We start from the raw sequence: 13,400 nt of genomic DNA on the forward strand, positions 1-13,400 counted from the left end.
ACTGGCGTGGAAGCTCATGCTCAAGTACCCCAACCTGTACTACATGACCACCGCGTTTGCGCCCAAGCACTACCCGGAAGAAATCATCAAGTTCGCCAACACCCGTGGCGCCGACAAGGTGATGTACGCGGGCTACTTCCCCATGGGGCTGTCACTGGACCGCATCTTCAAAGATCTGCCCAATGTCCCGCTGAAAGACGAAGTATGGCCGAAGTTCCTGAGTGAAAACGCACGCCGTGTGTTCAAGCTCGACTGATTCACCCGCTTGGGTCATGCGCGATAAAACGGCAGTCACTAGACTGCCGTTTTTCGTTGTACTGGCGTTATATTTTTAACGATAACAATAAGAGGGCATTGCCGTGAGCTTGAGCTTGCAAGAGATTTCTGACCGCCTTGAAATACAGGACCTGCTATTCCATTACGCCGATATTATCGACCGGCAGGCGGCCGACGAGCTGCGTGACGTGTTCACGCCGGACGCGGCGATAGACTACAGCGCTTTTGGTGGCTCAGTGGGTGATGTGGAGACCACAATCGCGTTTTTGAAGGAAGCGCTGCCTGCCTTCAGTAATACCCAACACCTGAACGCGAACATTCAGATACGCGTTGACGGTGACCGCGCAACCGGGCGGGTAATGTGCTTTAACCCGATGGAAATGCCGCTGGGTGAAGAAAGCCAAGTATTTATGCTGGGCCTCTGGTACGTAGATGAATACCGCCGTGGCGACAATGGTTGGCAAATTTCCAGCCGCCGTGAAGAGCGCAGCTGGGTATTTAATGTGCCCGACTTTATGGGCTTGTAAGAGGCAGCCCTAGGCCGGAAGGTCCACAGGTGCGCCGCCGTCGCGCTTAGTACTGGTTACCACCTCGGGTTTAGTCGTCAGTTTCTTTGCATCCGGCGGCACGAAGCTGATCACTGTGTCGCCGTTTTGCAAGCGGCGACTGGATTTGCTCAACCACTCCAGCTTGCCACTTTCCGGAATTAGGGCCAGTTGCACTGCCTCGTCTGGCAGGCTGCTGAGAAACTGGGACTCGTCGAAGCTCTCCGTGATACTGGTTTTACGAAAGCCCCAACCGCGAATGAGCCGGGTCCACATTTCGGCGTAGGATACATTGCTTGAAAATGCGGTGATTCCGCGACGGGTTTCGGGGACTTGGTGTTTTTCGCGCTCGCTGCCACTGTCGTGGGGCTGAAAAACGCGGTGGCGTCCAATATGGGGGGCGTAGTGGTTACACACCATGGAGTTGTAATGGTTGTTACCTGTGGCCGCCAGCACGGTGTATATGTTGTCCAGCGCCATCGCTTCCTCGGCCATATCGGACAATACTTCGCCGAACCAGGTTTCAATACCGCGCTGACGGGCCGTTTGTAATCGCGCCCACTCGCTGTCGGCGATGATCACATCCTGCTTTAGGTTCTTCAGCTCCAGTGCGAGTTCTATGGCCCACGGTGAGGCGCCGACAATCAAGATGCGGCCTTTGCCCGGCGAGCCTAATTTCAGTAGGCGGGTGAGGGGTCCCAATGAGAAGCCGTGGGCAAGTACCGTCACAAATATCAACATAAAGACGGCGGGTACCAGATACTGAGCATCACTAAAGCCGGCATCGATCAACGCTGGTGAAAATGCACCTGCAGAGGCCGCCGCCACCACTCCGCGAGGGGCGATCCAGCCAATTAACAATCGGTCGCGCCAGTCGCCACCCGCGCCGATCGTTGCCAGGTACACCGCGAGAGGGCGCACCACAAACAGAAACGCCAGCACCATAAATATCAGCGGAGGGTGTATCGCGCGAATGGATTCCATGGTGAGTGAGGCGGTGAGGACCACGAACAAAAATGACACGAGTATCAGTGTTAAATACTCTTTAAAGCGCCGCATTTCATCCAGACTGCGCAGGCGCATATTGCCCATCACAATGCCCATCAGGGTTGTCGCCAGCAGGCCGGATTCGTGCTGCACCAAGTCCGCCAGAGCATATACCGCCAGTACCGACGCGATGATTACTGGCGCTTTCAAGTATTCCGGTATCCAGCCCTGACGAAAGCTCACTCCCAGGCCGTAGGCAATGCCGCCGCCCAATAGCAGCGATACACTGATGGCCAGGCCCAGACTGGTTAATACGTGGCCGATCGCTGGGCCTTCACCCGAGTACAGCAAGTACTGGTAAACCAGCACCGCGAGCAGCACCCCGATGGGGTCGTTGATAATACCTTCCCACTTCAGGTAAGACGCGGTGCGCCGGTTTAGTTTGGCGTGTTTTAACAGCGGCATGATTACCGTGGGGCCAGTGACCACTAAAATCGCCCCGAGTAGCGCCGAGACGCCCCAACTGAGCTGGCCAACCCAATGGGCGGCGGCGGTGCCCAGCAGCCACGCAAAAATCACCCCGAGGGACGTGAGTCGCCGCGTAACTTTTGCGGTTTCTCGCAATTCGTGGAACTGAAGGTTCAGTCCCCCCTCAAAGAGGATGATCGCTACAAACAGTGAGGTAACGGCTTTTAAACCGTCGCCAAAGTCGTCCAGCGGCGAGATCCAGCCGCTGAGTGGGCCAAGTATCAGGCCACCCGCAGCGAGTAGTACAATGGCCGGCAGGCGGAACCGCCACGCCAGCCATTGACAGAAAATACCTAAAACCAGAATGCTGACCAGAGTAAGGGTCATAAACCACCAAAATTAAAAACTTGCGTTACAGCCCGCCACATTGGCATGAAGCGAGGTAGACAGTAAAGACGCGACAGCGATCAACGTCTACGCACAAATACCGGGCTAGGATGACGCAGGGTAAAGAGATAATGAAATGAAATGTAGTTCCTTGGGTGTTTTTCGCAACAGCTTTTTAGCCAGTGTATTGCTCGTGTCGGCCTGTGCTCTGCCTACTCAGGAGCGCGTGCTGTTCGATGGTGATGCGGGCAGCGTAGTGTTTGAAGGCCGGATGAATGGCGACATGCCGCGCGAGGGGAAATTGGTGTTTAGCGCCAGTCGCAGCGAATTTAGCGGTCGCTTTGACGATGCTGGCTTTCCAAAAGAAGGTGTGCTGACCCAGGTGTATTCTGATCGCTTCGGGGAGCCGCTCACACTCACTTTGGATGGCCGGTTTCGGTATAACGCCAGCGAGCGGCAGTTACGCTTTCGCGGCGCGTTTGTTTTGAGCGATAGCAAACAACGCGTATTGGCTGAGTCACACAAGAGCCAATGGGTGAGCCAATATCCGGCAGCGGTGTTTCGCATATCGCCGCCGTTGTTTGCCATGGAGGGCAAACAGCAGTATCGCCAGTATCGCCGCGATATCAGCCCCGCTAACGCCCCCCGCAGACTGTTGAGTATCTACCGTCCCGTGTCGGGGCCCTTCATTGTCAAAGCCAACTATCAAGACGGCCTGCCGCGCGGTGTTGCACAAATTCGCCGTGAACTCAGTAGCGGCCAGCGTTATGTTATTGAGCGCCAGTATTTTAACTATCAATTACCCGACCAGCGCAGTCACTACTTTTACTTTGAACCGGGCAGCTTTGAGCGGGTTAGCATTATCGGCGGTTGCGAAGCGCCAAACCTCACCGTCCCCCAGCAACTGATCAACGTCTATGCCTACGACTGCGACAGTGGCAATTTCTATGCATTGAGTGAAAGCCTGCCGGCCTCTGTGCTCAGTATTGCCAGCAGCCAGATCGATAACAGCGGCCGCTTCCACAAAGTACGCATCATGCACCACGGTAATACCTCAGAATTTGAGGTGGATGCCGAGGCCTTATTGCAGGGGGTATTGCGCCCCCACGGTCTGTATTTAGACTGGCATTACGGTCAATTGCGCGCCGCCCACCACGCACAGCACGGGCAAGCTGTTGGCGTAGGTATTGAGCAGCTTAGTGCTGGCGAGCCGCGTTTTATCAGCCACCGGCTCGAAGGCAGCGAGGGAAGCGCGCCATCTGAAAGTCAGCACGCCGCGCTCAATGGCCTAACAGCCAACGACGCTGAGCGCCTGGAGCAGATATTTAAAGCCAAGGGGGTAGGGAGTCTAAACACGCGCCGGGCGGAAGCGCTGAAATCTGCACTGGTGAAAGCCTATCAGCAACCAGCGGCGGATGCCGTCAAGCAATTGCCCGGCGCCTTGAGCCTTTATCAGCGCTGGCAGCAAGACTCTAATGCGCTGCTCTCCCGTTGGCCTTGGGCATCGCGCCGCAGTGCGAAGGATATCTCAACCCTGCGCCGTGCGCTGCTTGCCAAACACCAGCACTACAGCGAACAACTGGAAGCGCTGCATGCAGAGCAGGCGCTGCGCTTTTGCCGGAGTCAGGGTGAGAGCTTTGATGCATTGCGCTGGCAGTGCCGCCTACAGGCCGATGTGACCATTGCGCAGATATGTCAGCAGGCCTACGGTATTAACCGATGCGACGCAATGCAGGCCGAGTTTGGCGCCAATAGCCAGTAAGCTAGCGCTGGTGTCGGCGGCAAAAAACTCTACAATGGGCGGCCTTTTTGCCGCCTTTTTTATACTGGAATTATCGATTTTATGTGGTTTAAAAATCTGCTCGTCTACCGTTTTACCCGTCCCTTTAGCACCAGCCTGGAAGAACTTAATGAAAAGCTCAGTGCCGCGGCATTCCACCCTTGTTCGAGCCAGGAGCAGTCGAGCTATGGATGGAGCAAGCCCCTAGGCGACGCCGGCAGCGAGTATCTGCACGCGGCAAACGGCTGCGTCATGTTGTGTGTTAAACAGCAGGAAAAAGTCTTGCCTGCCGCCGTGGTTAACGAAGTGCTCGATGAAAAAATTCGCGAAATTCAAGAAGCTGACGGGCGCAAGCCGGGCCGAAAAGAGCGAACGGATATGAAGGAAGAGATTGTTTTCGACCTGCTGCCGCGCGCTTTTTCGCGATCCAGAAAGCTGTACGCCTATATCGACATTGAAGCGGGCTTGCTGTTTGTCGACAGCGCCTCCCACAAAAAGGCCGAGGAGCTTCTCACCCTGTTGCGCGAGACCCTTGGCAGTTTGCCCGTCATTCCTTTGAAAGCTAAGAACACTGCTCAGCATTGTCTGACCGAATGGGTTGCCGGCGCAGCGCCAACCGGTTTTGAATTAGGCGGAGAGTGTGAATTGCGTGATCGCGCTGATGAAACGGCCGTCATTCGCGCCAAAAACCAAGACTTGTCCTCGGAGCAAATTCAAAGCCATTTGCAGTCTGGTATGTTTGTCAGCAAGTTGGCCATGACATGGACCGGCGGGATCGATTTCGTGGTTGATGATCAGCTGAGTATAAAGCGTATTGCGTTTGGTGACTTGATCCGTGAGCGCGCCGACGACATCAATGCCGATACCATGGCCGAGCAATTCGATGCAGACTTCAGCATTATGGCGGGCGAATTTGCGAAATTTATCCCGGCAGTCATTGCCGCCTTTGGCGGCGAAGAGGTGGAAGAGGGCGCCGCATAGTGCGCCATAGCATGCAGTAATGCGCTGATCATGCAGACCAGCGCATTGCCTTACTTGCCGCTGCGGGTGATCTTGTCCAGATAGCCCATCGCAAAAGCAGACACCACAAAGGTGATGTGCAGCAATAAATACCACATAATTTTATCGTTATCGATCTGCTTGGCGTTCATGAATACCTTAAGCAGATGAATAGACGAAATTGCCACGATAGAAGCCGCGACCTTGTTCTTAAGTGAGCCCGCATCCAACTTGCCGAGCCAGCCAAGCTTATCGGCGTCATCATCGACATCCAGCTGGGAAACAAAATTTTCGTAACCGGAAAACATCACCATCACAATCAGGCCACCCACCAGGGCGATGTCGATTAACGACAGGGTGACGAGAATTAAATCTGCTTCCTTCATCGAGAGAATATGCGGAAACACATGGAAAATTTCCTGGAAAAATTTGATGCCAAGAGCAAGCAAGACCAGGCTGAGGCCGAGATAGATCGGCGCCATGATCCAGCGGGATGAATACATGAGTTTTTCAAACATTTTTTCCATGGCGGTAAAGACTCTGTATTAAAACGAAGGGTTATTGGCCAACAGGCAGTTGGGCGCGATAATAACGGTGATACCGCGGAGACTCAACGGATAAAATGCCCGCCTGCCTGCTACAATCAGAGCCCCTAGATTCTGCCAATAGATACTGCCAATCCAAGTAAGGAAGCCGAATGGCCAGGACAAAAACTGCCAAAAAGAAAGCCCCCGCTAAACAAAAGAGCTTTGAGCAAACCCTGTGGGACACCGCCGACAAGCTGCGCGGCACGGTGGAGTCCTCTGAGTACAAGCACGTGGTGCTCAGCCTGATCTTCCTCAAGTTTGTCAGTGACACCTTCGAGCAGCGCAAGCAGCAGCTCATTGACGAGGGGCAGGGCGACTACGTGGACATGGTGGAGTTCTACACCATGAAAAACGTGTTCTACCTGCCAGAAGCAGCCCGCTGGTCATCTATCCAGAAGCAGGCCAAGCAAGACGACATCGCGGTGAAAATCGACACTGCCCTGCACACTCTGGAGAAGAGCAACCCTGCACTGAAAGGCGCCTTGCCCGACAACTATTTCTCACGCTTGGGTATTGATGTGAGCAAGCTGTCGGCGCTGATCGACTCCATCAACAATATCGACACTTTGGTGCGCAGCGATATGGCCAGCCCGGAGCAGCAGGCTGCCAGCGAGCTGGATATTGTCGGGCGGGTGTATGAGTACTTCCTGGGCAAGTTTGCCGCCACCGAGGGCAAGGGCGGGGGCGAGTTCTATACCCCTAAGTGCGTGGTTAACCTGCTGGCGGAAATGATCGAGCCCTACCACGGCAAAATCTACGACCCTTGTTGTGGCTCGGGCGGTATGTTCGTGCAGTCCGTTAAGTTTATCGACAACCACCAGGGCAACAAGAAAGACATCTCCATTTACGGTCAGGAGCAAACCAGCACCACCTACAAGCTGGCCAAGATGAACCTGGCTATTCGGGGCATCTCCGCCAACTTGGGCGAGGTGCCCGCCGATACCTTCTTTAAAGATCAGCACCCGGACCTCAAGGCCGACTTCATTATGGCCAACCCGCCTTTTAACCTGGATCAGTGGCGCGGCGCCGATGAACTCACCGACGACCCGCGCTGGTCAGGTTACGACGTGCCGCCGGTGGGCAACGCCAACTACGCCTGGATACTGCATATGGTGTCCAAACTGTCTGATCGCGGCGTCGCGGGCTTTGTATTGGCTAATGGCTCTATGAGCACCAATACCAAGGGCGAGGGCGCCATTCGCCAAAAGTTGATCGAGAACGATTTGGTGGACTGCATGATCGCGCTGCCGGGCCAACTGTTCTACACCACCCAGATTCCCGTTTGCCTGTGGTTTATCACCAAAAACAAAAAGGCGGAGGCCATACCCGGCCACCCAGACAGTAACCACCGTGACCGCCAGGGTGAAACCCTGTTTATCGACGCCCGCAATATGGGCAGCATGATCGACCGCACCCACAAAGAACTCACCGGTGATGACATTGCTGAGATTGCCCGCACTTACCACGCCTGGCGCGGTGAAGCGAAGGATGCCAGTTATGAAGACAAGCCCGGCTACTGCAAAGCTGCCACGCTGGACGACATCAAAGCCAATGACTATGTGCTAACGCCAGGGCGCTATGTGGGCGCGGCTGAGATCGAAGATGACGGCATTCCCTTTGAGGTGAAGATGGCGGAGCTTACCCAGACGCTTTATAAACAGATGGATGAGGCTTCGACGCTGGATGGGGTGATTCGGGAGAATTTGGCGGGGCTTGGGTATGGGCGGTGAGTGGCAATCAGCTCGGCTTCTTGATCTGTATGATGTTAGTTCAGGTCTTTCCAAGCCAGCAAAGGACTTTGGTTCAGGGTTCCCTTTTTTGGCTTTCAAGGACGTTTTTAACAACGCTTTTGTGCCCTCCAACCTGTCGCAATTAGTGCAGTCTAATGAGAAGGAACAGGTAAAGTGCTCGGTCTTATACGGAGACGTTTTTCTAACTCGTACCAGCGAAACGATGGACGAGTTAGGTATGAGCTCAGTGGCCTTAAAAGACTATCCTAATGCCACATTCAATGGCTTTACTAAACGCCTGAGACCGAAAGAGTCGAACGACCTGGTGCCGGAGTACGTTGGTTACTATCTGCGTAGCCCTATGTTTCGGCAGACAATGCTGTCTTTCTCAACTATGTCCACTAGAGCCAGCTTGAACAACGAAATGATAGGTAAGCTGGCCATCGAGTTTCCCGCGCGGGAACAACAGCGCGTAATTGCTTCATACCTGAAGTCCTTAGACGACAAAATCGAACTCAATCGCCAGATCAACACCACGCTGGAGTCCATGGCGCAGGCTCTCTTCAAAAGTTGGTTTGTGGACTTTGACCCCGTTATCGACAACGCGCTGGCGGCGGGCAATGACATCCCCGACGCTCTGCAAGCGAAAGCTGCCAAGCGCCAAGCCCTGGGAGATAAGCGCAAACCCCTGCCAGATGGCCTACAACAGCAATTCCCCGATCGCTTTGTGTTTACCGAGGAAATGGGGTGGGTGCCGGAGGGGTGGGAGGTTGGCAGCATCTACGAGTTGGCAGAAGTTGTTTATGGCGCCCCTTTTTCCTCAAAGCAGTTTAATGAGGATAGACAGGGGCGGCCGATTATTCGGATCAGAGACCTAAAGACGGGGACTCCGCAGATGTGGAGTGAGGAATTGCATCCGAAGGCAACTCTTATAACAGGTGGTGATGTCGTAGTGGGCATGGATGCGGAGTTTAGGCCTGTACTGTGGTCCGGAGAAGATGGCTATCTCAACCAGCGATTGTTTTTGGCTAGGCCTCGAGCAGACTATATAAATAGCTTTTATGTGCAATTTTCTCTTTCCCCCCTTTTGGCGCTTGAAGAGTTAGCTCAGGTGGGTACGACGGTTGCCCATCTAGGGAAAAAGGACATTGATAAGTTTGTCACCCTCAAGGCTAGTCATTCTGCGATTAGTGCGTTCTCCAAGATCACTGGCCCGATGCATGGACGACTTGTTGGAAATTATAAGGAACTTCGGGTGTTGGTTAAAATTAGGGACACCCTTCTCCCCAAACTCCTTTCCGGTGAACTCCGCATTCCCGAGGCAGAAAAGCAGCTGGCCGAGGCGCTATAGCGTATGGGTTGGGCGTTGGGCATGATGGTGTTTTGCCTGTGTAGCGATCGCAGGGCGGCGATATGAGCACCAATCCGATGAATGAACTGCTTATCTTTGAAACCGACCAACAGCAAGTGGAGGTGCGCCTGCAGGGCGAGACCCTTTGGGCAACTCAGAGCCAGATGGCGGAGCTGTTTGCCACCTCTACCGACAATATTGGTCTTCACTTGAAGAACATCTATCAAGACAAGGAGTTGGATGAGGGGGCAACTACCGAGGATTTCTCGGTAGTTCGTCAGGAAGGTAAGCGGCAGGTACGTCGAACTCTGACGCACTACAATCTCGATGCCATTATTTCTGTGGGTTACCGGGTAAACTCCAGTCAAGCCACGCGTTTTCGGCAGTGGTCTACTCGTGTGCTGCGGGAATACCTGACTCAAGGCTATGCGCTGGATAAGGCGCGCTTTGAGCGCAATGCGGCCGAGTTAGAGCAGGCCTTGTTGTTGATTCAGCGCACGGCGAAGCGCCCGGAGCTGAGCAGTGAGGCGGGCCGTGGCTTGGTGGATATTGTCTCTCGCTATACCCAGACCTTTCTCTGGCTGCAGCGCTATGACGAGGGGCTACTGGAAGAGCCTGATGGGCAGAGCGGCGGCACATTGCCCTGCCAGAGGGTATGCAGGCTTTGCTGGCGTTAAAGCAGCAGTTGATCACCAAAGGCGAAGCCAGCACTTTGTTTGGATGGAGTGTGGAAACCGTAGGTAAGCACATGAACATGGTGTTCCAGGAAGACGAGCTGGATCTCGGGGCAGTTGTCGCCAATTTTGCGCCAACTGCCGAGCACTTCTCGGTAGTTCATCGTTATCATTAAAAGGCAATTTAGCCCATGAATATCAGTGCTGAACAAGTTGATCTTTGGCGAACGGCATCATCGGAATCGAAGATTCTGGGGCTTAAAGAGGCCAAAACCCAATAGAATCCAAGCGATAGGCTCGCTACATTCCCGCTTGGGCCTAAAGGTATTTCATAGCAAACCCCATGGTGGTGCGCGAAGCCTTCTAACCGGTTGAAAAATAAAGACTATCTTATTTCATTGCAAATCCAACTATCTGTAAAAACCGGGTAGTTGCTCGGGAAACTGTCACTATGATGACCATTCATGCCACCAAGAAGTTAATGGCGAAGCTGCCGGTGAACGAGGCGGGCCTATTACCACTGAGGGAAAAGACGATTTACCTTGCCGAGCGGGATGATGCTGCTCCCAGCCCATTGGGTAGCTGGCATGCGAATCTGTTGACGCTACAGCGGCGCAACTGCGTATTACTGGTGCATGATCAAACGCGCTTTCCGGTATTTATTCCCGCCTTGAAAAAAGCAGACTTGGCGAACCTGGATTGGTGGTTTAGTGATGCCTTGATGAATACTTTGCTGAAATGTGGCGCCAACGACCGACAGATGGCGCTGGCCGCCGAAATGCTGCATCGATTGCAGGTGGATTCGGTCTGCGACCGCTCGGTGCAGGGCACAATGAATCGGATGGCGAGTGATATCGAGCATATGCTCTACTACGATTCGATTAACCTTGCTGAAATTACAGGCTATCGGCTTAGTGCTTGGCTAGCCCACCGGCCTTGTAGCGTCAAAGGACGAAAAGACTGTGTTTGGCCGGACCGGGAGTTTTTTGCGTTACTGGATCAGGCAGCGTTGTCTGGCCCGATACCAGACAATGTGATTAGTTTGGACGCTCACAGATAATAAGTACGATGTAAGCGCGCTAGTGGGGCGGTTGTAAGAAGCTAGCCATAGGGATCGGTATAAACGGAAGGTTCTTTAAGGAAGAAAAATTGGAAGAACTGTCATTATTTAGTGCTGTTAGTCGAGCAGTGAGATGTAGTCTTTAAGCAAAGACACTGTTTGCGGGAGTTGCTGTCTTTGTAGTGTCGCCAAAAAGGTCTCAACGTTCATTGTTGGGCTTTTTAGCGCCAGACGTTGTTGGCGAAGGGCTGAGCAGCATGGCCCAGGTGCCATATCAATTTGGTAGAAGATGAATTCGTCCGGATGCAGGGCTTCAATGCCAAAGGGGCGAAGTTTGTGTTCCGGAAAGTCCTTTAGGTTCATGGTGATTATGGCATCTGCATTGCAGCGGATAGCCGCAGCCAATACATGACGGTCGTCTGGATCTGGCAGTTCTAAGGTGTCTATCAGGCCTTCATAACCGCTTACCTTCGCGTCCAAGATGTGTGTATCCATCAGCTGACGAGTGGCTTCCAGTTTGTCTCGGCTGTGCTGGCCTGTGCGGAGCAGTCCGCGAATCCATTCCTCGTGGATATGATCGGTCCAATGTGCCTTGAATAGGTCAATCATTGCCAACCGCATTAAGGTATCCCGCAGCGGTGCGGGATACAGCACGCAAGCATCAAATACCACGGTAAACTTGCTCATGGGTCTCTAGTACCCCATACCTTCGTCCTGAGATAGTGCTGTTAGCTGATTCAGTGCGTCGTTCCGCTTTTGCTGTGTTTGCTCCTTGTACGCCATAAGGTCTGTGAGCAGTACCCGGCGGTGCGCGCCGACCCTCCGGAAGGGGATCTCACCCTTTTCCAGCAAGCCCACCAGAAAGGGGCGACTGACGTTCAGTAGATTTGCCGCTTCCTGAGTACTGATTTCTTGGTGATGGGGGACAAGGCTGATTGCGTTACCTTTGGACATCTCTGCCAGCACATCCAGCAGTATTTGCAGGACATGACCGGGCAAAACCAAGTCATCGGACTCGCCGTTACTGCCCTTTAACGATAGCTGTACTCGCTCAGCATCGGTGTACTTAGAAAGAGTCCGGCTGCTCTCTTTAGCTTGCTCAACCTCCGTTGGATTAGGCATGTGCAATACATTGTTCATGGTTTTCCTCCTACGTGGCAAGATTGCCGCACGGCCAGTGGCCTATTGTCTGCTCAATATAAACGAAATAAACGAAATAAACAAAATGAAAAATAAGGGCTTTCCTTCCACGGGTAATCGAAGTCGCGGTAACATCCAAGCTTTGCACCAACGCTGAGCCGTACGTCTAATAAATCGGTGCAGGAATGGCGAATTGGCACAAGGATGAAGTGATAGATGAGCTTTAATGAAGCCATGCTGGAGATAGCCATTATCGACCTGCTGGGTGAGCAGGGTTACCCCCATAGCCTGGGTGGTGAGCTAGCCCGCGACACGAGGGAGGTGTTGCTTAAAGACGACCTGCGGGCGTATCTGATGCGCCGCTATGCCAGCGACAACATCACCTCAGGTGAAATCGACGCCATTATTCGCAAGCTTGAGGCCTTCTCTGCGGCTGACCTGTATGACTCTAACCGGGCGATTCACCGCTTGGTGGCTGATGGTTTTTTGCTCAAACGCGAAGCCGTGGCTGATGCCCGGCACAAAAGCCAGAAAGACCTCTACATTCAGCTCATTGATTACGTGGGGCTGCCCGAGGCGAGAATGCCTGACCCCGACTCGCTGGATGCCGTAATAGCACATGACGAAGAAGGCTATGCCCTGGAGCGCGATGACTGGAATACCTACCGGGTAGTCAGCCAGTTAACGGTTGAGGGCAACGAGACGCGTATTCCCGATGCGGTGCTCTACATCAATGGTTTGCCCTTGGTGGTGTTTGAGTTCAAGAGCGCGGTGCGAGAAGAGGCAACAATCCATGATGCCTATGTGCAGCTGACCACCCGCTACAAGCGCGATATTCCCGAGTTGATGAAGTACAACGCCTTGTGTGTCATCAGTGATGGCGTGAACAGCCGGGTGGGCTCACTGTTTGCACCTTACGACTTCTATTACACCTGGCGCAAAGTCACCGGCGATGAAACCATCGAGCAAGATGGCATCAATGCTCTGCACACCATGTTGGAAGGCTTGTTCGACCAGCGTCGCTTGCGGGAGGTGCTGCGTCACTTTATCTACTTCCCGGATGTGTCCAAGAAAGAAGAGAAGATCGTTTGCCGCTACCCCCAGTTCTACGCGGCCACCAAGCTCTACGAGAACATTCTGCGTCACCGCAAGCCAGAGGGTGATGGCAAGGGCGGCACCTACTTTGGTGCCACCGGCTGCGGTAAAAGCTACACCATGTTGTTTCTTAGCCGGTTGCTGATGAAGAGCCTGGCCTTTGAGAGCCCGACGATTGTGCTGATTACCGATCGCACCGACCTGGACGACCAGCTTTCCAAGCAGTTCACCAATGCCAAAACCTATGTGGGCGACCAGACCATTGTGAGTGTGGAGAGCCGCGCCAAGCTGCGAGAGCTGCTAAAAGGGCGCAGCAGTGGC

Annotated in this window: 14 protein-coding genes; 10 read left to right on the forward strand and 4 right to left on the reverse strand. The window is 53.7% G+C overall.

Annotated features, from left to right (window positions below; all coding sequences use genetic code 11):
• Together ABNS66_RS15260 and ABNS66_RS15265 are read left to right on the forward strand one after the other, a co-directional pair.
• The coding region (locus tag ABNS66_RS15260; protein ID WP_348655380.1) for an amidohydrolase family protein at positions 1 to 256 on the forward strand (256 nt) is incomplete at its 5' end.
• Positions 257 to 359: 103 nt separating this feature from the next.
• A complete protein-coding gene (locus ABNS66_RS15265) occupies positions 360 to 803 on the forward strand; it encodes a nuclear transport factor 2 family protein (RefSeq protein ID WP_027872560.1) in 444 nt (147 codons plus the stop codon).
• Positions 804 to 812: 9 nt separating this feature from the next.
• Here ABNS66_RS15265 and ABNS66_RS15270 read toward each other — a convergent pair whose 3' ends face one another.
• Positions 813 to 2,663, reverse strand: coding sequence for a sodium:proton antiporter (locus ABNS66_RS15270; protein WP_027872559.1), 1,851 nt, complete (start codon positions 2,661 to 2,663; stop codon positions 813 to 815).
• A gap of 136 nt (positions 2,664 to 2,799) precedes the next feature.
• Here ABNS66_RS15270 and ABNS66_RS15275 point away from each other — a divergent pair, with 136 nt between their 5' ends.
• Together ABNS66_RS15275 and rdgC are read left to right on the forward strand one after the other, a co-directional pair.
• Positions 2,800 to 4,425, forward strand: coding sequence for a hypothetical protein (locus tag ABNS66_RS15275; protein WP_027872558.1), 1,626 nt, complete (start codon positions 2,800 to 2,802; stop codon positions 4,423 to 4,425).
• Between the two features lie 81 nt (positions 4,426 to 4,506).
• Entirely contained in the window at positions 4,507 to 5,424 is a 918-nt protein-coding gene (gene rdgC / locus ABNS66_RS15280) for a recombination-associated protein RdgC (RefSeq protein ID WP_027872557.1), read from the forward strand.
• Between the two features lie 50 nt (positions 5,425 to 5,474).
• Here the strand turns inward: rdgC and ABNS66_RS15285 are convergent, their stop codons facing one another.
• Complete coding sequence (locus ABNS66_RS15285) at positions 5,475 to 5,969, reverse strand: TIGR00645 family protein (RefSeq protein WP_027872556.1); 495 nt, start codon at positions 5,967 to 5,969, stop codon at positions 5,475 to 5,477.
• Positions 5,970 to 6,139: 170 nt separating this feature from the next.
• On the opposite strand from ABNS66_RS15285, the gene ABNS66_RS15290 reads away from it, so the two are divergent.
• The 5 genes from ABNS66_RS15290 (at position 6,140) to ABNS66_RS15310 (ending at position 10,844) form a co-directional block, all read left to right on the forward strand.
• Entirely contained in the window at positions 6,140 to 7,759 is a 1,620-nt protein-coding gene (locus ABNS66_RS15290) for a class I SAM-dependent DNA methyltransferase (RefSeq protein WP_027872555.1), read from the forward strand.
• Positions 7,749 to 9,110, forward strand: a complete 1,362-nt coding sequence (locus tag ABNS66_RS15295) for a restriction endonuclease subunit S (protein ID WP_027872554.1) — start codon at positions 7,749 to 7,751, stop codon at positions 9,108 to 9,110. The genes ABNS66_RS15290 and ABNS66_RS15295 overlap by 11 nt, the downstream gene beginning before the upstream one ends.
• A 62-nt stretch (positions 9,111 to 9,172) precedes the next feature.
• Positions 9,173 to 9,787, forward strand: coding sequence for a RhuM family protein (gene rhuM, locus ABNS66_RS15300; RefSeq protein WP_051170768.1), 615 nt, complete (start codon positions 9,173 to 9,175; stop codon positions 9,785 to 9,787).
• Complete coding sequence (locus ABNS66_RS15305; protein ID WP_348655381.1) at positions 9,775 to 9,960, forward strand: hypothetical protein; 186 nt, start codon at positions 9,775 to 9,777, stop codon at positions 9,958 to 9,960. The genes rhuM and ABNS66_RS15305 overlap by 13 nt, the downstream gene beginning before the upstream one ends.
• Positions 9,961 to 10,235: 275 nt before the next feature.
• On the forward strand, positions 10,236 to 10,844 hold the full coding sequence (locus tag ABNS66_RS15310; protein ID WP_027872553.1) for a hypothetical protein: 609 nt from the start codon (positions 10,236 to 10,238) through the stop codon (positions 10,842 to 10,844).
• A gap of 117 nt (positions 10,845 to 10,961) precedes the next feature.
• Here the strand turns inward: ABNS66_RS15310 and ABNS66_RS15315 are convergent, their stop codons facing one another.
• Both ABNS66_RS15315 and ABNS66_RS15320 read right to left on the reverse strand, forming a co-directional pair.
• A complete protein-coding gene (locus ABNS66_RS15315; protein WP_027872552.1) occupies positions 10,962 to 11,531 on the reverse strand; it encodes a PIN domain-containing protein in 570 nt (189 codons plus the stop codon).
• Positions 11,532 to 11,537: 6 nt separating this feature from the next.
• Positions 11,538 to 11,984: a helix-turn-helix domain-containing protein gene (locus tag ABNS66_RS15320; protein ID WP_027872551.1), complete on the reverse strand. Its 447-nt coding sequence runs from the start codon at positions 11,982 to 11,984 to the stop codon at positions 11,538 to 11,540.
• Positions 11,985 to 12,200: 216 nt separating this feature from the next.
• On the opposite strand from ABNS66_RS15320, the gene ABNS66_RS15325 reads away from it, so the two are divergent.
• Positions 12,201 to 13,400 (forward strand): type I restriction endonuclease (locus ABNS66_RS15325; RefSeq protein WP_348655382.1); only part of this gene is annotated, 1,200 nt, incomplete at its 3' end.

The organism is uncultured Spongiibacter sp., from assembly GCF_964011655.1.
GTDB classification, from domain to species: domain Bacteria; phylum Pseudomonadota; class Gammaproteobacteria; order Pseudomonadales; family Spongiibacteraceae; genus Spongiibacter; species Spongiibacter marinus.